This window comes from Silvimonas sp. JCM 19000, assembly GCF_054652575.1.
Genome location: NZ_BAAIHC010000020.1, coordinates 35,519 through 59,293 on the forward strand (window position 1 = coordinate 35,519; position 23,775 = coordinate 59,293).

At 60.5% G+C, this 23,775-nt stretch carries 26 protein-coding genes; 8 read left to right on the forward strand and 18 right to left on the reverse strand.

The window, feature by feature from the left end:
- Nucleotides 1-53: 53 nt before the first annotated feature.
- The gene (locus ACYQ1A_RS16325; RefSeq protein ID WP_499363634.1) at nt 54-1,883 is read right to left on the reverse strand and encodes a carbohydrate-binding protein; all 1,830 of its coding nucleotides are present in this window, start codon (nt 1,881-1,883) and stop codon (nt 54-56) included.
- 142 nt (nt 1,884-2,025) lie between these two features.
- Entirely contained in the window at nt 2,026-3,495 is a 1,470-nt protein-coding gene (gene pdxR / locus ACYQ1A_RS16330; protein ID WP_499363635.1) for a MocR-like pyridoxine biosynthesis transcription factor PdxR, read from the reverse strand.
- A 110-nt stretch (nt 3,496-3,605) separates the two neighbouring features.
- Between pdxR and ACYQ1A_RS16335 the strand changes: the two genes are divergently transcribed.
- Together ACYQ1A_RS16335 and ACYQ1A_RS16340 are read left to right on the forward strand one after the other, a co-directional pair.
- Nucleotides 3,606-4,649 carry an FAD-binding oxidoreductase gene (locus ACYQ1A_RS16335; RefSeq protein WP_499363637.1) on the forward strand — a complete coding sequence of 348 codons (1,044 nt, stop codon included), beginning with the start codon at nt 3,606-3,608 and terminating at the stop codon, nt 4,647-4,649.
- A 52-nt stretch (nt 4,650-4,701) separates the two neighbouring features.
- Nucleotides 4,702-5,391 carry a M24 family metallopeptidase gene (locus ACYQ1A_RS16340; RefSeq protein WP_499363639.1) on the forward strand — a complete coding sequence of 230 codons (690 nt, stop codon included), beginning with the start codon at nt 4,702-4,704 and terminating at the stop codon, nt 5,389-5,391.
- Between the two features lie 76 nt (nt 5,392-5,467).
- Here ACYQ1A_RS16340 and thrH read toward each other — a convergent pair whose 3' ends face one another.
- The 3 genes from thrH to ACYQ1A_RS16355 form a co-directional block, all read right to left on the reverse strand.
- Nucleotides 5,468-6,163, reverse strand: coding sequence for a bifunctional phosphoserine phosphatase/homoserine phosphotransferase ThrH (gene thrH, locus ACYQ1A_RS16345; protein ID WP_499363641.1), 696 nt, complete (start codon nt 6,161-6,163; stop codon nt 5,468-5,470).
- Nucleotides 6,160-6,792: a LysE family translocator gene (locus ACYQ1A_RS16350; RefSeq protein ID WP_499363643.1), complete on the reverse strand. Its 633-nt coding sequence runs from the start codon at nt 6,790-6,792 to the stop codon at nt 6,160-6,162. The genes thrH and ACYQ1A_RS16350 overlap by 4 nt, the downstream gene beginning before the upstream one ends.
- A 63-nt stretch (nt 6,793-6,855) precedes the next feature.
- Nucleotides 6,856-7,638, reverse strand: coding sequence for a 2OG-Fe dioxygenase family protein (locus tag ACYQ1A_RS16355; RefSeq protein ID WP_499363645.1), 783 nt, complete (start codon nt 7,636-7,638; stop codon nt 6,856-6,858).
- Nucleotides 7,639-7,848: 210 nt separating this feature from the next.
- On the opposite strand from ACYQ1A_RS16355, the gene ACYQ1A_RS16360 reads away from it, so the two are divergent.
- Nucleotides 7,849-8,736: a LysR substrate-binding domain-containing protein gene (locus ACYQ1A_RS16360; RefSeq protein ID WP_062225085.1), complete on the forward strand. Its 888-nt coding sequence runs from the start codon at nt 7,849-7,851 to the stop codon at nt 8,734-8,736.
- 18 nt (nt 8,737-8,754) lie between these two features.
- Here ACYQ1A_RS16360 and bla read toward each other — a convergent pair whose 3' ends face one another.
- Nucleotides 8,755-9,696 carry a class A beta-lactamase gene (bla, locus tag ACYQ1A_RS16365; protein ID WP_499363647.1) on the reverse strand — a complete coding sequence of 314 codons (942 nt, stop codon included), beginning with the start codon at nt 9,694-9,696 and terminating at the stop codon, nt 8,755-8,757.
- Nucleotides 9,697-9,820: 124 nt separating this feature from the next.
- Here bla and ACYQ1A_RS16370 point away from each other — a divergent pair, with 124 nt between their 5' ends.
- Complete coding sequence (locus tag ACYQ1A_RS16370) at nt 9,821-10,681, forward strand: LysR family transcriptional regulator (protein WP_499363649.1); 861 nt, start codon at nt 9,821-9,823, stop codon at nt 10,679-10,681.
- On the opposite strand, the gene ACYQ1A_RS16375 is transcribed toward ACYQ1A_RS16370, so the two are convergent.
- Complete coding sequence (locus tag ACYQ1A_RS16375) at nt 10,682-11,221, reverse strand: cysteine hydrolase family protein (protein ID WP_499363651.1); 540 nt, start codon at nt 11,219-11,221, stop codon at nt 10,682-10,684.
- A 37-nt stretch (nt 11,222-11,258) separates the two neighbouring features.
- Nucleotides 11,259-12,188: a LysR family transcriptional regulator gene (locus tag ACYQ1A_RS16380; protein ID WP_499363652.1), complete on the reverse strand. Its 930-nt coding sequence runs from the start codon at nt 12,186-12,188 to the stop codon at nt 11,259-11,261.
- A gap of 105 nt (nt 12,189-12,293) precedes the next feature.
- On the opposite strand from ACYQ1A_RS16380, the gene ACYQ1A_RS16385 reads away from it, so the two are divergent.
- Together ACYQ1A_RS16385 and ACYQ1A_RS16390 are read left to right on the forward strand one after the other, a co-directional pair.
- Complete coding sequence (locus ACYQ1A_RS16385; protein WP_499363654.1) at nt 12,294-13,562, forward strand: SGNH/GDSL hydrolase family protein; 1,269 nt, start codon at nt 12,294-12,296, stop codon at nt 13,560-13,562.
- A gap of 151 nt (nt 13,563-13,713) precedes the next feature.
- Nucleotides 13,714-15,684, forward strand: a complete 1,971-nt coding sequence (locus tag ACYQ1A_RS16390; protein ID WP_499363656.1) for an alkyl/aryl-sulfatase — start codon at nt 13,714-13,716, stop codon at nt 15,682-15,684.
- A 54-nt stretch (nt 15,685-15,738) separates the two neighbouring features.
- Here ACYQ1A_RS16390 and ACYQ1A_RS16395 read toward each other — a convergent pair whose 3' ends face one another.
- Entirely contained in the window at nt 15,739-17,445 is a 1,707-nt protein-coding gene (locus tag ACYQ1A_RS16395) for a hypothetical protein (RefSeq protein ID WP_499363658.1), read from the reverse strand.
- Between the two features lie 533 nt (nt 17,446-17,978).
- Here ACYQ1A_RS16395 and ACYQ1A_RS16400 point away from each other — a divergent pair.
- Both ACYQ1A_RS16400 and ACYQ1A_RS16405 read left to right on the forward strand, forming a co-directional pair.
- Nucleotides 17,979-18,932: a hypothetical protein gene (locus ACYQ1A_RS16400; protein ID WP_499363660.1), complete on the forward strand. Its 954-nt coding sequence runs from the start codon at nt 17,979-17,981 to the stop codon at nt 18,930-18,932.
- A 21-nt stretch (nt 18,933-18,953) separates the two neighbouring features.
- Nucleotides 18,954-19,190: a hypothetical protein gene (locus ACYQ1A_RS16405; protein ID WP_062222403.1), complete on the forward strand. Its 237-nt coding sequence runs from the start codon at nt 18,954-18,956 to the stop codon at nt 19,188-19,190.
- A gap of 296 nt (nt 19,191-19,486) precedes the next feature.
- On the opposite strand, the gene ACYQ1A_RS16410 is transcribed toward ACYQ1A_RS16405, so the two are convergent.
- From ACYQ1A_RS16410 to ACYQ1A_RS16450, 9 genes are all read right to left on the reverse strand, one after another.
- On the reverse strand, nt 19,487-20,551 hold the full coding sequence (locus ACYQ1A_RS16410) for a phage integrase (protein WP_499363662.1): 1,065 nt from the start codon (nt 20,549-20,551) through the stop codon (nt 19,487-19,489).
- Nucleotides 20,552-20,553: 2 nt separating this feature from the next.
- On the reverse strand, nt 20,554-20,802 hold the full coding sequence (locus ACYQ1A_RS16415; protein WP_499363664.1) for a DUF4224 domain-containing protein: 249 nt from the start codon (nt 20,800-20,802) through the stop codon (nt 20,554-20,556).
- Between the two features lie 113 nt (nt 20,803-20,915).
- On the reverse strand, nt 20,916-21,098 hold the full coding sequence (locus ACYQ1A_RS16420) for a hypothetical protein (RefSeq protein ID WP_499363666.1): 183 nt from the start codon (nt 21,096-21,098) through the stop codon (nt 20,916-20,918).
- The gene (locus tag ACYQ1A_RS16425; RefSeq protein WP_499363667.1) at nt 21,095-21,814 is read right to left on the reverse strand and encodes a DUF2786 domain-containing protein; all 720 of its coding nucleotides are present in this window, start codon (nt 21,812-21,814) and stop codon (nt 21,095-21,097) included. Before ACYQ1A_RS16425 ends, ACYQ1A_RS16420 begins: the two co-directional genes overlap by 4 nt.
- A complete protein-coding gene (locus ACYQ1A_RS16430) occupies nt 21,814-22,422 on the reverse strand; it encodes a hypothetical protein (RefSeq protein ID WP_499363669.1) in 609 nt (202 codons plus the stop codon). Before ACYQ1A_RS16430 ends, ACYQ1A_RS16425 begins: the two co-directional genes overlap by 1 nt.
- Nucleotides 22,419-23,081: a nucleoside/nucleotide kinase family protein gene (locus ACYQ1A_RS16435; RefSeq protein WP_499363671.1), complete on the reverse strand. Its 663-nt coding sequence runs from the start codon at nt 23,079-23,081 to the stop codon at nt 22,419-22,421. Before ACYQ1A_RS16435 ends, ACYQ1A_RS16430 begins: the two co-directional genes overlap by 4 nt.
- Entirely contained in the window at nt 23,071-23,286 is a 216-nt protein-coding gene (locus tag ACYQ1A_RS16440; protein WP_499363673.1) for a hypothetical protein, read from the reverse strand. Before ACYQ1A_RS16440 ends, ACYQ1A_RS16435 begins: the two co-directional genes overlap by 11 nt.
- A complete protein-coding gene (locus ACYQ1A_RS16445; RefSeq protein WP_499363674.1) occupies nt 23,283-23,471 on the reverse strand; it encodes a hypothetical protein in 189 nt (62 codons plus the stop codon). The genes ACYQ1A_RS16440 and ACYQ1A_RS16445 overlap by 4 nt, the downstream gene beginning before the upstream one ends.
- Entirely contained in the window at nt 23,468-23,662 is a 195-nt protein-coding gene (locus ACYQ1A_RS16450; protein ID WP_062222395.1) for a hypothetical protein, read from the reverse strand. The genes ACYQ1A_RS16445 and ACYQ1A_RS16450 overlap by 4 nt, the downstream gene beginning before the upstream one ends.
- Between the last annotated feature and the right edge of the window lie 113 nt (nt 23,663-23,775).

Consider the following 23,775-nt stretch of genomic DNA (forward strand, 5'->3'; position numbering starts at 1 on the left):
GGCATAAAAAACGCGCCCCAGCGGGGCGCGTTTTGCTGCGTAGCGGGCTGTGATTACAGCTGGTTCAGCGTGGTGGCGTTGAATTTCTGCCCCAACGTCGTCTCCAGATTGTTGATTGCGCCCTCCAGGATGCTGAAGATCTGCGCGCGATCCGCCGCTTTGCTCAGGTCCAGCGTGGCATCGGCTGGCACGCTGACTTGTGCGCGTGCGGTATCGAAGGCTGCCCGCGACGTCGCCGCCGGGATAAACGCCGCCTTGCCCGTGCTATCCACATACGACAACGTGCCAAACACATTGGCGAACACGCTTTGCAACTGCGTCAGATTAAAGGCGACGTGGTTGTTCGGCGTGACCAGGGTCGTGGCGCTGGTGGTGGGGATCGGATTGCCATACAGCTGATCCAGGTAATACCGCACCTGATACGGATATTGCGCGTAGGTATCGGTCTTGCCCCAAACCGAGCTGAAGTCGTTGACCGTGGCCACCGTGCTGGTGGTGGCGGTGGCGCCCAGCTTGCTGTAACTCGACATCAACGGACCATAGAAGCCCTGGTTGTAGGCCACGTTCAACAACACATCAAAGAAGTTGCCAGGCAGGGTTTTGAAGGTGACCAGTGCCTGATCAAACGCCGGTTGCCATGGCGTGGTCCAGCCGCCGGTGCCTTTGCCGGTTTCCACCAGCGCAACAAAGTCGTTGTAGTGGAAATAGCCCGTCAGCATCGGGCCGTAATACTTGTTGTTGAACGACGGCGGCGTGACCTTGGTGTATTGCGTGGCGGCATCGGCCATCGAATAACCGATGTTCTTTTGCAATGCCACGTAATTGATCAGCGAATGCCCGGCCGGCGCATAACCGCCGGACACCATATCGGCCGCGTAGTTGTTGATCTGGTACGGGCCACCCTGGCCCTGGCCCATGACGGCTTGCTGGTCGGACGACGGGTCGATCAGATCGCCGCTGGCTTTGTACAGGCCGGTCTCGATGTTCTCCTGCAGCAGCTGGCCAAGGATGGAGCCGTAGAGAAAGTCCTTGTTGAACTGGATGCCGGGGTAATACGTCTGCACCAGATGCCCGGTCATTACACCCGCGATGATGTTCGACATAAACAGATCGGTGTAATTGTCGCCATCGAGTGTGAGCGTGTCTTGCGCAGTGCCAGCGCCCAGCAGCAAATGGAAGTTGAGCGTGCCGCTGCTGACCAGACTGCCGGACGGGGTGGGTGCGGGCGTTGGGGCCGGTGTCGGAGCGGGCGTCGGAGCGGGTGTCGGAGCCGGTGTCGGAGCGGGTGTTGGTGCTGGCGTCGGAGCCGGTGTCGGAGCCGGAGTTGGGGCGGGGGTCGGCGCCGGTGTCGGCGTGGCGGTGCCACACGTGGCCTGCCTGGTCCACGGCTGGCCGCTCCCGTCGCCGCCATTATTGGTGGATGGGTTAACGCCTTGCGTCCACCAGTTGGCTTTGTAGTTAATGCCGTTCACGCTGACGATGGCACCGGCGGAATAGGCGGTACTGGCGTTCCATGCGGCCGCACAACTGCCGGAAGGCGTCGGTGCTGGCGTGGGCGCGGGCGTTGCCGCCGGGGCCGGGGTCGGCGCCGGGGCCGCAACCGGCGTGGGTGCTGGCGTGGCTGCGGGGGTCGGCGTGGCGGCGCTGCTATCGGCACCCAGGTCTTGCCACAAGCTTGGCGTGCTGGCCGGGTTCCAGTTGGCGCCCACGTAATCGGTTTGTGTTACCAGCGCTTTGTAATCGTGGCCGTTATAAACCACCACGCTGCCGGCGCTATAGGTGCTGCCATCTACCCAGGCCGGATAAGCGTGCGCCAGGGCGGCGCTGCCACCAAAAATCAGCGCGCAAGCGCCCGCCAACCGGCGGTATGTCGGTTTCTGCATGATTTCCATCCTCTATGTATGTGTCTGTTTTAGTGCCCTGCAGTGCAAGGCTGCTGCAGTCTAGTTCAAGCTTTCAGAAGCGGTAGGCGGACGGAGGATGAACGCATGGCGCGGAAGGATGACTGGCAGTTTCGGCGCCACTTTATGGTGCCCCGGTCTGGCGTGACAGCGCCGCAGCCAGCGCTTGCACGCCGCGTTGCAACTGCTCGGCCTGCAGGGGCCCAAAGCCCAGCCGCAAGCCATGTACCGGGCGCTGGTCGGCGGCAAAGGCGGCGCTGTCCGGCACGCGTACGCCCAGCGCCAGGCTATCGCGCAACAGCTGCGCCATATGCGTTTGCGGCGGCAAACGCAGCCACAGTGCCAGCCCCCCATCGGGCAAATCAAACTGCGCGTGTTGGCCAATGTGCTGGCGCAGGGCGCTGGCAAACCCGGCGCGCCGTTGCTGGTAAATCCGCAGCGTGCGGCGGATATGGCGTTTGAGTTCGCCGCTTTGCATCAGATCGGCCACCGCCAGTTCAGTGACTGCATTGCCTTGCCGATCAATCGCCATGATCTGCGCGGCGCAGCGGGCAATCAGCGCCTCGGGCCCGGCCAGGTAGCCCACGCGCAAACCCGGCGCCAGCACTTTGGACAAGGACCCGATATACACCACCTGGTCGGGTGCGGCCGCCGCCATCGGGTAGGTGGGGCGATGGGTGAACTGGAATTCATGGTCGTAATCATCTTCGACCACCGCAAAGCGATGCCGCGCCGCCAACGCCAGCACCTGCAAACGGCGCTCGGCATTCAGCAAAACGGTGGTGGGAAACTGGTGATGCGGCGTTAGATACACCGCTTTGATCGCATGCGTCTGGCACAGCGTTGCCAGATGATCCGGCCGCATGCCGCAGGCATCTTGCTCAATGCAGACTATGCGCGCGCCTGCCGCGCTGAATGCCGCGCGCGCAGGTGGATAGGTGAGGGCGTCCATGGCCACTACATCACCCGGCTGGACCAGCACCCGTGCCGCCAGATAAATGCCCATCTGGCTGCCGCGTACCACGCAAAGCTGGTCTGGATTGAGGCTGAGACCGCGTTCCAGATTGAGCATCGCGGCAATCTGCGCGCGCAGTTCCAGTTGCCCGCGTGGATCGCCATACGCCAGTTGCCCGGCGCGGGCGGTGCTGATCAGCGCGCGCCGATAAGCCCGGCCGAGCACGTCAAACGGAATCAGGCGCGAATCCGGCACGCCGTCGGAAAACTCGATCACGTCCGCCGCGACGACGGCGGGCTCGCTCCAGCTGGGGCCGTGTAGTGGGTAATGCGCGCTCTGTGGCGGTGCGGCCCGCAGATCGGTGGCACTGGCGCTGGTCAACAAGGCCGGCGCCACGCGCGTGCCACGGCGGCCTTCCGCCACTAGCCAGCCTTGCGCCACCAGTTCGTCATAGGCCTCGACCACGGTTTTGCGATTGATGCCAAGTTGCTGGGCCAGCTCGCGCGTGCCGGGCAACAGCGTGTCACCAGGCAAACGGCCCTGGCGGATGGAGGCGGTCAACTGCTGCACCAGTTGCAGATGCAAGGACACCTCGGCGGCACGGTCGAGGCTGAGTTTCAATTTCCACACACGTTGCATTGCGGCTCCGGCCCGCATCTGGACCAGTGAGATTTACCAAACTGGCTGATTTTGCTCAGCCAGTATCCGGCTAGCATCCTGCTCCTGATTTCTGTCTGAAGGAAGCCCGCATGACCGCCACCGCCCAACCGCCCTCCATCCGGCTGACCGTGCTCAGCGCGCAAAAGCTGGCGCCCGATGTGTTGCAACTGCTGCTGCAGGCCGAGCGCGCATTACCGTATCGCGAAGGCCAGTTCTTGAGCCTGATCCTGCCGCATGGCGCGGCGCGCAGTTATTCGATGGCCAATGCCTACAACTCGGCAGGCCGCATTGAACTGAATATCCGCTTGATCCCGGGCGGCGCGGTTTCCGGCTGGTTGGCGGCCCATGCCCAGCCCGGACTGGTACTGACTGCCAGCGGCCCCTACGGCGACTGCTGTTGGCAAGCGGGCGACGCCAGCGTCGATCTGATGTTGGCCACCGGCACCGGCATTGCGCCGATCAAAGCCATGCTCGAACAGCGCTTGCGCGATGGCCTGAGTCGTCCGCTCACGGTGTATTGGGGCGCGCGCCAGCCTGGCGATTTATATCTGCGCGATCTGTTCGATGTCTGGATGCAGCAACATCCTTTGCTGCGCTTTGTGGGCGTGATCGATGCCAACGCGACACCGCTGCGCACCGTACAAGGCTGTGCGGCTGCCGATTATCCTGATCTGAGCCAGGCGCACGTTTACGCCTGTGGCGGCCCTGCCATGGTGCAGGCCGCGCAGCAATTGCTGACCACGCAGTGCGGCCTGCCCGCCGAGTGTTTTCATGCCGATGCCTTCGAACCCGCCACACCCAGCGCGCCCCTGGCTGCACCCGACACAGCGCCCGGCTTGACGCTCCAGGTCACCGACCGCGCCGGCCACACGCAAAGCCTGGCGGTCGCTGCCGGGCAATCGCTGATGCAAGCGCTGGCGGCGGCCAAGGTGATGCAGGGCGTCTGCGGTGGCAAGGCCTCGTGCGGTACTTGCCGCGTGGCCTTGCCCGAGCAATGGCTGGCGCAATTGCCGCCCGCCAGTCGCGCCGAAGCCCGTTTGCTGCGCACGCTGGATCAAGCCCACGCCAATCAACGTCTGGCCTGCCAGATTGCACTCAATCCCACGCTGGACGGGTTGCAGGTTTCGTTCTGATCCCCGCGCTGGCCCGCCATCCTTCTTTACTTTTAGTCCCCAGGAAGTCTGTATGAACGCCCCTATGCAATTTACCGCCGAGCAAGTCGGCGCCGCCTATGACCCCGAAAAACTGCTGCTGGTGCGCGCCAAAACCCGCGCTGCCATCCTGCGCATTGCGGCCGCAGTCAAACCCGGCATGGTTGAAGAAGACGCGGTCGAAATGGCCAAAGACATGCTGGAAGAATGCGACATGCTGCGCGGCTGGCACGATGTGTACGTGCGCTTTGGCAGCAACACGCTCAAGACTTTTGGCGCAGAGTCCGACCCCGGCATCGTGTTGGGCGAGGACGATATCTTTTTGCTGGACATCGGCCCGGTGTGGCAGCAGTGGGAAGGCGACGGTGGCCAGACCTTTGTCACCGGCCACGATCCGGAAAAACGCCGTTGCGCCGACGATGCCTGCGCCATTTTTCATGAAGTGCGCCGCCACTGGCTGGCCACCGGCGCCACCGGGCGCGAATTGTATGACTTTGCCAGCGACTGTGCGCAGCGCCGCGGCTGGGTGCTGAACCTTGATTTGTCCGGCCATCGCATCGGCGATTTTCCGCATGCGGCCATCCATGAAGGCCCGATGGCCGAGATCGAATTCAAGCCGTCACGTTTGCTCTGGGTGTTGGAAATCCATATCCGCCATCCGGACCACACCTATGGCGCCTTCTATGAAGACATGTTGCTGGAAGACAGTTATTTCGAGGCATAAGCTGCGGCCCCGCCGAGTACAACAAGGCCCACGCGCTACACGTGGGCCTGTTTGCGCGGCCATTCGGGGGCAGCCCTCAGGTCAGCGCATGCGCCAACTGGTCTTGCTGCAAGCGCACCAGCACTTCGGCCAGTGAATCGGCCACAGGCAGATCGCCCGCCACGGCGATGGTCGCCGGCGAAGGGCGCAGCAAATAGCCGTAGGTGGCGGCTTTGAGCATGCCGATGTCGTTCAGCGCATCGCCCACGGCCAGCACGTCGATGCCATCGCGCACCAGCGTATTCACCACCTCTTGCTTGCCCTGGCGCTGGGCAAATCGACATTGCGTGATAAAGCCATCGGCATCGGTATCCAGGCGGTGCGCCATCAAGCGTGGATAACCCAGGCCGGGCAAAAAGCTCTCGGCCAGTTCTTCAAAACAGTCGGACACGATAAACACCGCCCGGTCCCGCGCCAGTACATCCAGAAACCGGCGGGCATCGCGGTAGGGTTGCAGCATCGATACGATGGCGCGCACATCGCTCAGGCGCAGATTGTTCTCGCGCAGGGCCTCGATGCGGGCGCGCATCAGTTTGGGGTAATCCGGTTCTTCCCGCGTGGTGCGGTTGAGCGTGGCGATGCCGGTGTGGCGACTGATGTGCGGCCACAATTCAGGCACCAGCACGCCTTCCAGATCAATGCAGGCAACTTTCATGGTATTGGCTCCAGAGCGGGCAATTTGCGATTCGTTGAGCGGCACCGGGCCGCGACGGCGTAAAGGGGTGTTACTCATCGTCCTACTCCGGCAAACAACAAGGAAAAGCCAAGGCCGACCAGTGCCGAACCAATGGCACGGTTAAGAATGTGCTGGCGTTGCAGCATCAGGCTGCGCAAACGTGGCGACGAAAAAAACAGCGCCACCAAGCTAAACCACACCCAATGCGCCAACGACATAAAGCCGCCCAGCAACAAACTGGTGCCCAGCGCGGTATTGGCGTGCATGACCTGGGTGTAACAGCTGACCACAAACAGCATGGTTTTCGGGTTGAGTGCATTGGTCAGAAAGCCGGTGCGAAACGCGGCGCGCAAAGAGACGGCGGCGGTTTCGCGGCTGCCTTCGGTGGCTTCGTTGGCGGCGGCCACCGGGTGACTGAAGATGGATTTGAGGCCGATATACACCAGGTAGCCCGCACCGATCAGCTTCATCACCATAAACAGCGCCGGGGTATGCTGCACCAGCACGGCCACGCCAAAAATCGTATAGAACACATGCACCTGCACCCCCAGACCAACGCCGAGCGCAGACAGCAAACCTGCGCCGCGGCCCAGCTGATAGCTGTTGCGGGTGACCATGGCAAAGTCTGCGCCGGGGCTGATTACGGCCAGAATGGTAATGATGGCGACTGCGGCAAATTCATTCATACAAGCACTCCTACGAAAAAAAGGCGCACCGGGAAGGGCAGTGCGCCACCGAGGTCGACACGGTTATTTTTTGCTGAAGGTCACCACCAGCACATCGCGATACGCTGCTTGCGTTTCGTCGAGTTGCACGATGGGGGTCACGCCATGCATCACCCGCTCATCGTTGACGATGGCGGCATCAAACGGCTGCATCAGCGTGAAATCAGTCAAAAAATGTCGGTTGCGGTCGTAGATGCTGGTGGTGCCATTCACCACGTTCTGGCGACGCACCATCATCATGAAGACGTAATTGACACCATCGCGGTGTACGCCTTCGGGAGTGGGGTTACCCGCTTGCTGGCCCTGGGTATAGATGCGGAACTGGTGCGCTTCGATATGCCAGGCAAAGTAGGGTGACAGCGCGCCGAATGTGGCGCAGCACAAGCCGAGGATGGCTTGCATGACGTCGCCGTGTACGGTGCTGTCTTCAAACGGGGCAAAGTCGCGGGCGATGCCGCCGTTGAGGTTGTTGTAATCCAGGCTCTGGTAGTGCGGCTGATGTTTTTCCAGATAGGCCTGGCGGCCGGAAGGCAGCGCGCTGAACGTGGCGTGGCGGCGATAGCGATAGGTGCCGCCATCACGCATGAACTGATCTTGCTCCAGCCGGTTCCAGCTGTCGGCAAATTCGGCCCAGGCTGCGCTGTCCTGGTTAAGGTCCAGTCCCAGCAGGTGTCGGGTTTTCTGCGCATTCAGAAAGCAAAAGTCTTTGCGTGCCACCAGGTTGCAGAGCCGCTCGACCTCGGTGCTCTCGGTTTCAGGCGTTCTCGTGTACAGATCTTGCGCATTTTCAACGACAAGTTGTTCCATCGGATTGCTCCAGATCGCAGTCAATTTTTAAAGCGCAACGTGTGCGCCGTTCTCACCGAATACACTGATGTATGCGCCTTAGGGCCGCATGCACAAGTCCTGTGAATCGGCTTGCAGAGCCGTTTGGCTGGGGTGCGAAGTCATTATTGACAGCTTCACGTCAAGAAAAAAGCGATTAATATGCAGGTTTTGTGTGAGGAAAAATCACCGATGCGATTGCCCCCGCTGAATACTTTGCGCATTTTCGATGTGGCCGCGCGCACGCTCAGCTTTGTTAAAGCGGCCGAAGAATTGCACGTCACGCACGGTGCCGTGAGCCGCCAGATTCGCCAATTAGAGGAAGCGCTAGGCGTGGAGCTATTCCAGCGCCGCAATCGCGCGGTGTTTCTGACCGATGCCGGGCTAGCCCTGCAGGCCGCCACTTCCGCTGCCTTTGCGCAGCTGATTACCGCCATCGGCAAACTGCAGTCCGACGAGGCGGGCAATGTCATCGTGGTGTCGTGCGAGCCCACGATCGCGATGAAATGGTTGATTCCGCGCTTGCCACGGTTTCAGCAGGCTTACCCGGAATTGCAGGTGCATTTATATGCCGCCGGGGGGCCTATCGATCTGGTGCGCGCGGGCGTGGACGTGGCCTTGCGGCGCAATGATTTTCAGTGGGATGAAACCTGGGATACCTGGCGCGTGGGCGAAGAGCTGGTCGGCCCGGTTTGTGTGCCGCAACTGGCACCGGGCGCGGGGCCATGGCAGGGCAAGTTGCTGCATACCTTGTCGCGACCCAATAGCTGGGCCAACTGGGCCAAAGCCACCGGCCACGAAATCCGCGCCACCGGCCGCATCAATTACGAACACTTTTATCTATGCGTGCAGGCGGCGGCAGCGGGCATCGGCGCGGCGCTGGCGTCTTGCTATATGGTGGAAGAAGAACTGGCGGGCAGCCGCTTGATTGCGCCCTGCGGTTTTGTGCCGGACGGCTCGGCTTATTACGTGCTATCGCCGCGCCGCATCCAGGATGACAGCCGCCTGTTGCGCTTTGCCGAATGGATTACCACCGAAATGGCCGCCACGCGCGACAAGGCCCGCGCAGCGGCACCCTGAAGCGCTGCGGCAGATTGATCAAGCCGCCAGCGCCTTGAGCGCGATGCGGGTGGCGTCGGCAAGTATCGCTTCGGGTGGGTCGGCGTCTTTGTGTTTGTTGCCGACATATATGGCGATGCAGATCGGGGCGGCGCCATGGGCGGGCCACAACACCGCGATATCGTTGGTGCTGCCATACGCGCCCGTGCCGGTTTTATCGCCCACTTGCCAGCCCGCGGGCACGCCGGCACGAATGCGCTTATCGCCTGTGGTATTGCCCTGGAGCCATTGCGTTAGGAGGCCCCGTTCGCGCTCGGGCAGCGCCGTACCTAACACCAGGGTTTGCAGGCTTTGTGCCATGGCGGCCGGGGTGACGGTATCGCGCACATCGCCGGGGATAGCGGTATTCAACTCAGGCTCCATGCGGTCGAGGCGGAAACTGGCATTGCCGGTTTTACGCGCAAACGCCGTCACTTTGGCCGGACCGCCCAGCAAGCGCAGCAAGGCGTTGGCGGCGCCGTTATCGCTGTATTCGATGGCGGCCTGGCACAGGTCGCCCACGCTCATGCCGTCGGCGACGTGTTTTTCGGTGATCGGCGAATGCGACGGCAATTGCTTGCGGGTAAACAGCAAGCGCTCTTGCAACAGCCGCGGTTGACGTTGTAGCTCGCCCAATACTGCGGCGGCCAACATGAACTTGAAGGTGCTGCAAAAGGCAAAGCGCTCGTCGGCGCGCCAGTCAAAGCGCTTGCCGCTGCCGGTATCGAAGGCGCTGACGCCGATGCGCACCGCGTTGGCTTGTTCTAATGCCGCCATGGCGGCGGTCAGCTCAGCATGGTCCGGCGTCGGGCTGGCTGCGGTGGCGGCCAGCAGGCGGCCGGGCCATGCCAGCGCCAGCGGCGCGCAGGCGGCAAGCTTGAGCAAACTACGGCGCGCTGGCACGGGCCGGGCGCAGGACGACTTCGGGCGGGTTGGGTTCATGCGGGCATCTCGTCGGGTAGGGGTGGGTGTATGCGACCGGTGCAGGCGGCGACTATCCACCGCTTGCGCAGCGATGACAAACGAGGATATTTTTGGCCAGCCCCCAGAAAATCTTTGGTCTGCGATGAACCCGCATCTTCCGCTCAATGCCTTGCGCGCCTTTGAAGCCTCGGCCCGCCATCTTAATTTCACCCGTGCCGCGCAAGAACTGAACGTCACCCAGGCTGCCGTCAGCCAGCAAGTGCGCGCGCTGGAAGAGCGCCTGGGCGCTGAATTATTCAAGCGTCTGCCGCGTGGACTGGGTCTGACTGACGAAGGCCGCGCGCTGTTGCCGGTGCTGAGCGATGCCTTTGGCCGCATTGCCCAGGTGCTTAAACAGTTTGAAGGCGGGCAGTTTCGCGAAGTGCTCACCGTGGGCGTGGTCGGCACCTTTGCCATAGGCTGGCTGATGCCACGCCTGCAAGATTTTGCCGCCGCCCACCCGTTTGTTGAGCTGCGGCTGCTGACGCATAACAACCTGGTTGATCTGGCGGCCGAAGGCCTGGATCTGGCCATCCGTTTTGGCGATGGCGGCTGGCCGGGCAGCCATAACCAGCGTTTGCTTGAAGCGCCGTTGACCCCGTTATGCGCGCCCGGCGTGGCCTTACGCCTGCATACGCCGGCCGACCTGGCACGGGTAACCTTGCTGCGCTCGTATCGCGCCGAGGAATGGCAGGACTGGCTCAGCGCCGCCGGGCTGACGCCATGGACGGTGAGCGGGCCAGTGTTTGATTCCTCGCGCTTGATGGTCGAGGCCGCCATCCAGGGCGCAGGCGTGGCGTTGGCGCCGTGGCAGATGTTTGAACGCGAACTGGCCGCCGGGTTATTGCTGCGGCCCTTTGCGCTGGAGCGGGTGGAAGGGGCTTATTGGCTGTCGTGGCTTAAATCGCGCCGGGTAACGCCCGCGATGCAGGCGTTCCAGCACTGGATCGCGGCGCAAATCTGATCAAGCGGCGAACTCGATCTCGGCGGTGTTGCGGGCGAGGATGGGCACGCCAAAGCTTTCGATATTCTGCAGCGTGGCGTTGTGGTGCGTGCGGATCAGTTCGGCCGAAGCATGCGGCTGATCGTGCGTGGTGTGAGCATCGGCCGCCAGCGTGACGTGATAGCCCAGCCCGGCCGCGCGCCGCGTGGTGGTATCGACGCAGTAATCGCTGGCATAGCCGCAAATGACCAGATGCTGTGCACCGATCGCCTCCAGCTGGGCCTGCAGCGTGGTGTGCAAAAACGAATCGGGCGTGGTTTTGCTGATACGCACATCGCCCGGCGCCACCTCGAGTTGTTGCTGCAATTGCCAGCTGTCGCTGCCGGCAGACAACGGTTCATCGGCGCGCGTGTGCTGGATAAAGATCACCGGCACCCGCGCGGCGCGGGCGCGCGAGGTGAGCGTGTTGATACGCGCGACCACATCATCGGCTTGCCACGGACGCGGCAATGGATTGAACAAACCTTGTTGCACATCAATGACCAGAACAGCGCTTTGCATGGCAGGGCTCCGCAGACGAAGCCGCAAGTTTAACAATTTACGCAAGGCCTGGCGTCTGGCGTTGGGGCGCGGCAAAACCGGGCAGCCCAGGCAGCGCGGCGGCCAGATAATCCAGCAGCAAACGCGCGCGCAGCGGCTGGTAGCGTCGTTGCGGATACACCAGCCACGCCGCCTGGGTGGGGCCGGACCAATCCGGTAATACGCGTAACAGCTGACCGGTTTCGATCAGATCGGCCACCAGCCATGCGGGAGTCAAACACAGGCCCGCGCCTTGCAGCATGGCGTCGCGCAGCGCGAGCGAACTATTGCTGCGATACCGCGCCGCAGCCCGCACCGTCAGCCGTTGCTGCTGTGGCCCGCTGAGCGTCAGATCAGCTTCATCCAGCCAGGCATTGCGCAGCCACGCGTGCTGTGTCAGATCAGAAGGCGTGGCCAACGGTGCTGCCTGGTGCAGATAGGCCGGGGCCGCCACCAGCCAGCGCGGGCTGCTCGCTACAGAGCGCGCCACCGCGCTGCCCGGCGGCTGCCCGCCCAGACGCAAGGCCACATCGACGTTCTCTTCCACCAGATCGATAAAGCGGTCGTTCAGGACCAGCTCGACCTCGATGTGTGGATGTTGCTGCATAAACGCCAGCAGCAGGCGGTTCAGTCGCAATACGCCCAGGCTGACCGGAGCGTTCACCCGCACCAGGCCACGGGCCGTTTCGCTTTGCTCGCGTACATCGGCCAGCGCGGTGGCATATTCCTCCAGCAGCGCGCGCGCTTTGGGATAAAAGCGCTTGCCGGGTTCGGTCAACGCCAGCGCCGTGGTACTGCGCGCCAATACGCGTGCGCCCAGGTGTTTTTCCAGCGCGGCCACTTGTTTGCTGGCGGTGGGTTGGCTCAGGCCCAGCTCGCGTGCAGCCGCGCTCAAACTGCCCAACTCAACCGCACGTACAAAGCAGCGCATCGCTTGTAGATGATCCATAAGCCCATTCCATTCCCGCATAAAGGATATGCAGTTTAGCCTGCTACTACATGCTTATGGCATAGGCGAAGCTAAGGCCTCTTGAACCCCAAGCGGACTCGCGCCATGACTCGTTTTTTTCCCAAACTCATCCTTAGCCTGAGCAGTATTTGCGCTTGGAGCGCAGCGCCCGCGCAGGCAGCGTGGACCACCAGTTGGACTGCCAGCCCGCAGCGGGTCTGGTCCGCGCCGGAATTGCCGCTGCCTACGCGTATACCGCTGCAATTGCAGGATCAAACCGTGCGCCAGACCCTGCGCCTGAGCATAGGCGGCCATGGCGTGCGGGTGGCGCTGTCGAATCGCTATGGCACGCAAGCAGTGCATTTTGCCGCCGCCAGCCTGCGCCTGCTGCCCGCCGGGCCGGCCCTGGCTTTGCGCTTTGCCGGGGCCACCGAGCTTACCGTGGCAGCGGGCGCGCAAAGCTGGAGTGATCCCTTGCCGCTGGCTGTGCCGCCGCTGGCTGAGTTGCAGATTGACTTGTATGTGGCCACGCCGACCCCGTTGACCACGTTTCATTGGGACGGCAAACAAAGTGCCGACCTGCTCGCCGGTGATCAAACCCGAGCTGTGCCAGCGCCAGCGCCAGGCGCGCAAATCGAGGCACGGCTGTGGCTGGCCGCGGTCGAGGTCGACGCAGCCCCGCTCGCGCCCGGCGTTGCCGCGCTGGGCGATTCGATCACCGACGGCAACGGCGTGCCACTGAACGCCAACCAGCGTTGGCCGGATTTGCTGGCGCAGCGGGTGCGTGGCAGGCCGGTGCTGAATGCCGGGATCTCCGGCGCGCGTTTGTTGCAGGACGGGATGGGCGAACGTGCCAGCGTGCGGCTGCAGCGTGATGTGCTGAGCGACCCCAGCGTGCGCGACATCATCGTATTACTCGGCAGCAATGACATCGCCTGGCCAGGCAGCACGTTTGATCCCGCCGCGCCGCTGCCCACGCTGAGCGCGTTGCAAGCGGCTTATCTGCAACTGATCCAGCTGGCCCATGCGCAAGGACGTCGCCTTTATCTGGGCACGCTGCCGCCGTTTGAAAACGCGCTGGCTGGGTCACCGATCGCGCATTACGCCAGTCCCGCCAAAGACGCGCTGCGCCAGCAGCTCAACCGCTGGCTGCGGGCCGGGCAGGGCGCGGACGGGGTGATCGACTTTGATGCCTTGCTGCGCGACCCTCAGCATCCAACCCGGCTGCGCGCCGAATATGACAGCGGTGACCATCTGCATCCGGGGGCTGCGGGCAATGCGGCCATGGCCGCGGCGGTGGCCCGGGCGCTGGCCGCTACGCCCAAAAAACCGAGCCATTTTCCGAACCCGATCGGGCAAAATTTTGCGAATTAAGAGTTTGATATTTGCTGTTTAATCAAGGGCTTGGTCGCGGAGTTCCGGGGCAGATCAAAGCCCGCTTGAATAAACTCAGATTTGTCCTTTGCGCAGGTCAGCGTGCCTGTACCACGATGCACGCCAGATTCACCGCACAAGGATAAAAACCATGTTCCGCAAACACCCGATTGCGCTGGCGCTGCTTGCCGCGCTGAGCGCCGCCAGCGCACTGGCCGCCACGGCCCCCAAAGAAGCCACCGCGCAGACGCAAGCCGCCAATGCCGCCGTATTGCAGCAACTACCGTTTGCCGATCAGCAGGATTTTGCTGATGCCCAGCGCGGCTTTGTTGGCACCTTGACGCCGATGACCATCCAGGGCGCCGATGGCAAAGTGGCCTGGGATCTGACCAGCTACGACTTTATCAAGGGCGACGCGCCGCCCACGGTCAACCCCAGTCTGTGGCGCATTGCCCAACTGAACCTGGCCAATGGCTTGTTCAAGGTGACCGACAAGGTCTATCAGATTCGTGGTTTTGATCTGTCGAACATGACGCTGATCGAAGGCAACACCGGGCTGATCATCATTGATCCGCTGGTCACCGCCGAAGTGGCCCGCGCCGGGCTGGAGCTGTATTTCAAACATCGTGGCGTCAAACCGGTGGTGGCCATCATCTACACGCACAGCCACGCCGACCACTACGGCGGCGTCAAGGGCGTGACCACGCTGGCGGACGTCAAAGCCGGCAAAACAAAGATCATCGCCCCGGATGGATTTTTGAGTGAGGCGGTGGAGGAGAACGTGCTGGCTGGCAATGCCATGAGCCGCCGCACGCTGTACCAGTACGGCGCGTTGCTGCCACGTAGCGCCAAAGGCCAGCTTGATGCCGGGCTGGGCAAGACCACTTCGTTTGGTACCTTCACCCTGATTGCGCCGACCGATACCGTCAAAAAGAGTGGCGACAAGCGCACGGTGGATGGCGTGGAGATGGAATTCCTGATGGCGCCAGGCACCGAGGCGCCCGCCGAATTCCTGATCTGGTTTCCGCAGTTCCATATGCTGAACACCGCCGAAGACGCCACCCATACGCTGCACAATCTGTACACCTTGCGCGGCGCGCAAGTGCGGGACGCCAGTACCTGGTGGAAGACGCTGAACACCGCCATCAATCGGTACGGCGACAAGGTCGACGTCGTGATTGCGCAACATCACTGGCCGACATGGGACCGCGCGCGCATCAATACCTTCCTGGCCGACCAGCGCGACATGTTCAAGTATCTGCATGACCAGGTGCTGCATATGGCCAATCGTGGCTACACCATGGACGAGATCGCCGAGCGCATCCGCCTGCCCGACAGCATCGGCAACAAGTGGTACAGCCGTGGCTATTACGGCTCGGTTAATCACGACGCCAAGGCGGTGTATCAGCGTTACCTGGGCTGGTATGACTCCAACCCGGCGCATCTGTGGGCGCTGCCGCCCGCAGCCGGTGGCAAACGCTACGTTGAATTCATGGGCGGTGCCGACGCGGTGGTGGCCAAGGCGCGCGAGACGTTTGCCGCGGGTGATTACCGCTTTACCGCCGAGGTGCTCAGCCACGTGGTATTTGCCGATCCCACCAACAAAGCCGCGCGGGAGCTGGAAGCCGATGCGCTGGAACAACTGGGTTATCAAACTGAAAACCCGACCTGGCGTAACGAGTTTTTGATGGGGGCCTACGAGTTGCGCAATGGCGTGCCCAAAGTGGAAGGGGTGAGCACCGCCAGCGCCGATATGGTTGCGGCCATGAACCCGGAATTGCTGCTCGACTATATGGGCGTGCGTCTGAACGGCCCGGCCGCCGTTGGCAAACACACCACGCTTAACTGGCAACAGCCCGACGGCAAAGTATTCGGACTGGAATTGCGCAACGGTGTGCTGATCTACTCGGCCGATCGCCCGCACGCCAAACCGGATGCAACCTTGCAGATCGACAAGCTCGGTTTTGCCGAACTACTGCTGGGCGGCGCCCGGCTGGATCAACTGACCGGTGCAAACAAGGCCACGGTGCTGGGGGACAGGGCGCAGGTCGAACAGTTGTTTGGCTTGCTGCAGGCGTTTAACCCGATGTTCCCGATCGCGGCGCCCGATACCGAGCGCTAAGCCAGGCAGACACAACAGCCGCGCCGGGCTGTTGTGTCTGTATGCGGCGGGGAATTACTTGAGTTCGACGTAACTGCCCGCGCCATCCGGCGCCAGCAAACGCACCTGATCTTTGCTGACCGGCCCGGCCACGTTGTAGCTGAATTTGAAACCGCTCATAGGCCCAGCGCCCGGGCGCAATCGGGCGACATCGTCTCTGGGCAGATCCGGCCGGATTTCGCCCACCAGGCCGCCATTGATCAGCACAAACACTTTTGCGCCGTCCGGCCCTTCGGCATAAGCCCAGCCGTACACGGTGACTGTGGTGGTGGCCAGACCCATCCCGCGATAAAGCTCAGAGCCGCTCGGCGTAATGGTGACCAGATCCCGGCTGGCGATTACTTTGGAGCGACTGGCCCGGCTGTAGTGGAAATCATCGATAAATGCATCGTGATCAAGCGCCGTATAAGCAGTGGCAGCGCTCAGCAGTGCGCAAAGTGAGATGCCGGCAAGCAGATGCAATGGGCGCTGAATGGCAATCGACAGATGTTTATATAAAACATTGATGACCGCCCCCAGCCCGATCATGGCAACCGGCACGATGCCATACGCGAATATCTGGCCATTCAGGTGGTAATGCACGCTGGTGTGGTGCCACGCCAGTATCTGCCACGAAAACACGCCCAGCAGCACCAAAAAAGCACCCAACGCAAACCATTGCAGGTCCGCGCTAATCCGGATGACGCGCGGCATGGCCGCCGCCACCGCACCCATGCACGCGGCAATCAAGCACACCAGCACAAACCAGCCAAATGCCACGGTATAGCCGTCCAGTACCAGACCGGGCATATAGAAATATTCTTTGAACGCCGTCCAGGCAAACAGCAGCTTGTGCTGATTGACCGCGCTACTCAGCACCGCAATTAATTGCTCATTACCGGGCCGTGTGACCAGATGGGTGATCAACAGCCTGGCATCATCGCCGCCGCCATCGGTACCGGTGTGCGTTTCTACCCGATTCAGAATGGTGCTGAAGCCGTAGGTGTCATTGATGTGATGCAACTGAAAGACATGCACGGCCAGTGCAACCAAAAAACCTGCAACGCAGGCGGCAAAGATCAACCCGATATCTGATTTGCTGGCCTTGAACGGCGTTCCGATATGGGAAAAGACATATCCCGCACACGCAAATAGCGTCACCGTGGTGATGTATTCATAGCCGCACAAACATTTGATAAACATGGCCACAAACACGCCGGCAATCACGGCTTTGCGGTATTTGCCATGCATAAAGTGGCCAAACAGAAATGCCGTCATGACCGGCAGCATGATGGCAAACGGCACCCAGTACAGCGAGTACGAAAACGTTAGAAGCCAAGGCGAAAATGCCAGCGAGATCCAGTACAACGCCACTGCCGGAAAGCCTGCAACGCGCCGGATTTTGTAAACCGGTAGCGAAAAGGCGATGGCGGTGAGTAGCGAAAAAACGCTGGCAGCGGCAAGGCTGAGGGGCGCCACGCCGGGACTGAATGGCAGATTGTGGATTGCAGCCAGCGCAATGCTCTGCAATCCAAATTGCGAGGTATAGGTCTGCTCAAACCATTTGAGGGTGTGCGAATTCAGGATCTTGCTCACGATGATGTATGAATCGGAGCCAAGAAAATGGTTGTCGTAGCGATGGATCTGGATATTCCAGAGCAGAAACAAAGCGAGACAAAAGCCAAAGGTAATCGGGAAAACTGCATGCGGACAGCGTGACTGGGTGTTGCTCACAACCTTCATCGGGCACTCCATCGTATTGCCATATACGGGAAAACATAGAAATTTTGTTGCAGCCGCGGGCGGCAAAGCCTGTTGCGGCGGGGCCAGCAGCAGCGTGCGGCATGGCCCGGACCTTGGCGTTTTGCATCGCAGTGTATATGGCGCCGGACTTGGCCTTAGCAAAAAAGTCAAAAAGTGTCAGTTTGGAGACAACTCCGGGGCAGGGCTGGACGCGATGCCTAGTGCAATGCGGCCGCGCCGCGCTCAGGCAGCCTTGCCGCGCTTGTTGCAGGCCTGGCGCCACAATAAATAAATATCTAGTTTCAGGAATTAAATCCCGCGAATATTTTATTGATATCTGTATATGGGAAACTTCTTTTGAGAAACGTCCGTAATCAAATTATTGCGTTTGTATAATTACCGAATTGGCCAGATTGTACGGTGAAAGCAATAAACGCCGTCTAACGTGAAGATCGATGACACAACTGCATTGAATCAATGCCGGTTATTCATCGCAAACGCAATAAATCAATTTTATTCAGGAGTCGATCTTCATGACTGACAGCATAAAAAAAGCGGCGTTATTGCCCGCACTGTCTTATGACGCCACATTTACCGTGGCGGCATCGAGCAATCCCTTTATTGTTTTGCGCTATTACGGCCAATGGGGTGACGGTGGCACCGAGGGTTGGCAGCAAGCGGTGCAATTGCCCGTGGTTACACTGGATGGCACCGCGGTGCCTCTGTACGACTGGTTTTCCTATGCCTGCAATTATCAGCAGGGCCAGGTGGGCGAGGGCTTTGATCAGCATGCGCAGTATTACGCGGCAGAGTTGTATCCTGGCGCGCAGGCGGCGCAGCTATCCGTCAGCGGCCCCTTTGCCCAAGCGGCCTATTTCAGTGCCGCACTTTATTACGCCGGCGCGGCGCCGGTGCCGGCTCAGCAGGAACTGGTGGACAGCGAGATGAGATCTTCCGGGCCGAATCCTTTTGTAGCAGGCAACACCAGCGTATTTGGCTACGCGCCATTACAACCCCAACCCACGCCCGCGCCATGCACCGCCGCCAGCATCCAGCCCACGGCCCGTGTGGCCCGGCCCGGCACCTTGCGCGAGGGTGAAATTGCGCTGTACCGCCCCGATGCCACTACCTCGGCCGCCAGTATTGTTGATCAAATGGCGACTGATGGATGTAGCAAAGGTTATTTCTTTGGCAGCAAATCACCGGGCCAGGAAGTTGAAATCCTGCGTATAAAATTGCCGACGCTATTTATTCAAAATGGCAATCCGGATACGGTATTCGGCAATTATCAATGCCGCGAACTTTCAATCGGCGCGCATACGGTCAGTTCAGCCGAACTGGATTTCTGGACCGTTAGCGGGCGCATGCTATACGACTATGCAGATGCAGACGGCTACGCTTATGTCTTTTTTGCGCCTGTTACATATACCCAAAGCAAAGTTGCAGAACAGGGCACGGCGCCGACGCGGCCACCGCTCATGACATGAGGCCGATATAAAGGTTATTTGTTGGGCGATCCGGATTACGCGATTATTTTGCGTTATCGCGTACCCGCCGATGATTGGGGCGGCAACCCTTTGCGCTGCCCGTGCTATCCCGATCCGGAACATGAACAGCCGATCAATGCCAGCCAATTGGGCGAGTGGCTGCCCGAAGTGTTTGGCGACACCCTGGCCAATTTTGAAGCAGGCCAGATTGGCGCGGTAAATAGCAACGCAGACTGGCCAGCACCGCTCACGGTGTAACCGACCTGAAAAACAAAAAAGCCCTGAATCATCAGGGCTTTTTGCATTCATTCTGGCGGAGGCCGTGAGATTCGAACTCACGGAGGACTCACATCCTCGGCAGTTTTCAAGTCTCCTGTTAACTGGCGGGAAAACAATGAGTTGACGCATTTTTCTTTCCGCAACGCACCTCGGAAAACGACGAAAAATGCTTTAAAAATCAATGTCCCGGTCCGGGGTTGCGGAACGCTTTTTCGGGTCGGAAAAAGCAAAAAGCCCGCAATGCGCGGGCTAATCGGTCGTAAGAAATAGGGTACTTATTTGGTCGGCTTTACCGTTTCACCGACGCGGATGTAAACCTTGCGGGTGATTTCTTGCTCTGTGTGGCCGAGCAATTTGCTGGCCTTTGTGAGGTCGCCCATTTCGCTGGCCGCCTTAGGGCGGATGTCGCGAAACTGGAACGCCTTAATGCGCTCGCTGAGCGTTAAATCGCCCGCCTGTTCGGCCGCAGCTCGCGCAGCCAGGCGGGCCGCGTCGAAACGGTCGCGCAGCATGTCTTTGCTTAGCGGTGCGCCCGCGGCCGTGGCCACAAGATAAAAGCTCTTGACCTTGCCGGTGCGCGCGCGAATGCGATCAATTACTTTACCAAGTTCTGTGCGTGAGCCGTCATCTTCGTTCAGCAAAATCCGCAGCCGCTTGTTGGTCTTGTTCTGGCGCACTTCCAGGGCGTCGTCGCGAATATCGCGTTCCATCATTTTTAACACATCGGCGGGGCGCTGGCCGGTCAAGTAATTAAGGTCCATCGCGTCGCGCAGTTCTTGAACGGCTTGTTCATAAACAGCGGTCCAGACGGTGGCATCGGCGTAGAAGTCGCGAGGCACTTCCCTGTTTTTGCGGATGCCCCGCGCCGGGTTGTCTCTTGCGGTATAGCCCCATTCCCGTGCCATATTGAATACATGCGAAAGCAACGCAATCTCACGGTTCGCGCGTACCTTGGCAGTGCGCCTGTCGCGATACTGGGCGATGTGCTGAGGGGTGATGGCGTCGATCGGTGCGTTGTCGAAGACAGGCCGCAGCTGCTTCAGCATCTGCAGATTCTGGCGCTGCGTGGCTGGCGATTTGGCGGGCACGATGTCGCGCTCGTATCGCTCAAAAACGAGCCGCATTGTCCCGGCGCTGACCGGTGTCTCTTTGTGTTCGAACTGCGCCCAAAGGCGTTTGGCTTCGTTGATGTCCTGACCGAGTGGAATCTCGATCCGGCGACCATCATCATCGCGGCCGCTGTAGTAATAGCTGGTCCATTCTGAGCCGTCTTTGCGCTTACGTATACGACGCACCATGCGCAGCGGAAGATCTGATCCAGAGGTTTTTGGGCGCGCCATAATTATTTCACGTTGCCAAAGTCAGGTGACCAGCCACCGGTGGCCAGCACCGTTGGATTGATCCCGGATAATTTCAGGCGCGCGAACAAGCGGCCAATAATGGGCTCGCCCGCGCGATTCTTGAAAAAAGTCCAACCGTTGTTGGTCAGCCATTCAATCTGGTCGTGTTTGCGAGAGCAGCCGGTGATCTGGATGATTTCTTCTGCCGCGAGTGTTTCGCTGGCAAGAGGCATGTCGAATATGGCGCCCATTTACGCGGCCTTCGTGCATGGGTATTGAGTCCACTCCTGGCCGTCGAGCATCCTGCCAGCTGCGGTCTTGCCGACCAACGTGTGATTCGCCCATTCAATTTTGGTGTTCTTGGTCATTGGTAGACCTCACGGTGTAGGCGCTCGATGGCGCGGTCTTCGTTGTTCCAGCGAGCGAGGCGATGCGCACGCTGTTCGGGTGTTTCGGTGGATGCGGCGTGCTTGGTCGAGCGCGTCTGAATTGTTTTGCGCCGCCAGTCGCTGGCAGCCAAGCCCGCAGACGATTTCGTTTTGCTCATTGGCGATGTTCCAGAGTCAGCTGGTTAATAGGGGCGGCGGCTTTTTCCGCAGAGGATCCGACGGCATGAGACAAACGCACCTGGCGGCCAGCTTCTTGGCCGGAACGGGCCGCTGCATAGTCGGCGCTGCTTAATTCGCGCTGTGCGTTGCGATCCTTTGGTTCCAAATCGCCGCGCACGGGGTAATGGATCGCCTTGTATGCAGCAATCGCATCGGTCTGCCGAGTGCCCGCAAATGCGCGTACGTGCTCACGCAGGCCCACTACAAACTGTTCGCAGAACAAATCGGCCCGCGCGGTCTTATTCTTCTGGCCGAGGCGGGCGCACAGCGGCGAACGAAGCAGCTCGGCTCTGGCTGCTTTGATTTTTCGGTTAAGGACCGCAAACGCGTAAGAGGCAATTTCTGCGTGGAGCGTTGACCCTATGAACAGCCATTCGCCGGGCTTGCCGCGGGCATAGCTGTAAACCGCGTCGCATGCGAACGCTTTGCTAATGGTCCGGGCCAGATGACTTTCCCAGCGCGCGGGATTTTTGCGTGCGTTTGACCGAGCGCTCATTTCCGTGACTTCGGCCGCAAGCACCTCATTCTCACCAACGCCGAATTTCTCCATGAGGGCTTGTGCCTGGTGCAGCGCCACACCAGCTTCGTTTGAATTGCCGCTCTTAGCCAATGCCAGGCATTTGCGGATTTTTGCGATTGCAGTTTTCTTGTCCATTATTCCGCCTCCACTCGCGCGAATTCGATTACCCAGACCCAAGGGTTTGCATTCCATGGGCCAAGGCCGTAGCTGGAGTCCCAAAGTATTTCAAAGAGCTGAGATGCGCATAGGGTCTCGTCGGCGTCAGGGATGTGGCGAAGGTAATCAATACCTTCCGCTTCAGCGTCGGCGTTACTGATGTTGTTCAGGCGCTCGACCCGGACGTCAGTGATCTCTAGCTGGATGCGGCTGGCCCAACGCGGCATATGGATGCTTGGGCGCCAAGGGTCATTGTCACGATCCCGCGTTGCGAGATATTCGACGCGGACGCAATGCTTTTGATCGGGCACATAGCGAGCGACACCCAGCTGCCGTGGCTCATGGGGAGAATTGATGGTCACTAGTCCGCGCCAAGTCTCTCGCACCCAGAGCCGGTCGCCGGGCTGGCCGTAGGGGCTATTCAGGAATGACCCTTTATTAATCTCGCCCGCGATTTCATGTGGAGCAAGGTCGCAGCCGAGGCCAATATCCCGACGGGGCTTCACTACACGCCGAGTCTGCGTTTTGCTGCCATCGAGTAGCGCGCGCACCATCGGCGCAGAAAACAAAATCGGACGCTCTTTCATGCGGCCTCCGCTGCAACAAATAGCTCGACTTGCCGCTGCAGCGATTGCAGCGTGCCGTAATTCATCAGATTCCGGTCAATCATGCGGCGCTCGAAAGCGTGCTCCGTGGCGTGGCCGCCGTGACCGTAACCTGGGCGGGTGAGCTGCCAGATTTCGCCGCCCAGCGCATGCACAAAGTGGGCTTCGGCGTTGGCGACGTGGGCGTTGTCGCCGGGGATGACTCGCACATCGCTGATCACGACGGCGCGGCCGGGCAGCACATCGAGGCGGTCTTGCATCGCGTCAATGAAGTAGTGCGGATTGGTCGCGCGGCGGTAATCGCCCCATGTCTGCATAACCACACGCGGCGACAGGGGGCGCTGGCTCAGGAGCGTGCGTGCAGGGCCGTATTGCTCATCGCTCGCGATCCAGCATTCCAAAACCCAGTTGATGAAAACGTCGTTCCGGCAATACACCAGTGCCAGCCTGTGCAGCGGAGTGTTTTTGGTTTCGCGTTTCAGCAGCAATTGCTCCGGCACGTTGTAGGCGTCACAAATTTCGGCGCGCAGTTTGTCGGCGAAAGCGAGCTTGGTGTAGCCGTGTCTGGCCACCAGAAAATCTGCGACGGTATCTTTGCCGCTGCCGGCAGGGCCGGTCAGGCCGATCAGGTTAAGAGCCATTTGATTGGGTCTCCATATCATCAAGAACGGGTTTCCAGAGCGCATCCAGCAGCCACACCATCAATCCGAAGATGCACAGGGAAAAACTGAGTTGGGCGAGGCCGCTCAGGGCCATGTCGGCCCATACCAGGGCGACGTAGGTCAGCAACATCGCGACCAAGTGGAGCAGCGCGAACGCGATAAGAATTCGAGTGCGCGGCGTCATGCTGCGACCTTCTGGCCATCGTCTTGCGGCGGCAGCTGGATCGTCTTGCGCGCTTCGTACTGCACGCCGTGGCGGTCCATGGGGTGGATCGTCCAGCCGCGTTGTTTCCAGCCGCCGAAATCAACATCGAACAGGCCGTCGCCTTCGCTGCGCAGGGGTACGCGGATCGTGTGGGGTATGGTCATGCCTCGGTTCTCCCGATCTGCATGTCTGCATTGCCAGCGGTCTGGATCGCGACGATTGCACGCGCCAGCTCATCGCGAACGGCGCTCATTAGGTAGCCGCCATCATCCATTGCCAGGTATTCGATGGCAGTGCCGATCCGGCGTTGTGCTTCTATAAGGTCGCGAATGTGTGTGAAGTTGAGGTGCGTCACGGCCTGCTCCGACGGGAGTGCGTGGGTAGCGGCAAGGGTCGTTAGCTAGGAGTGTGTCGTGCCACCAAAACCGGAACCCTTGCCGCTGGCTTGGTGACGAGGTGAAATATACG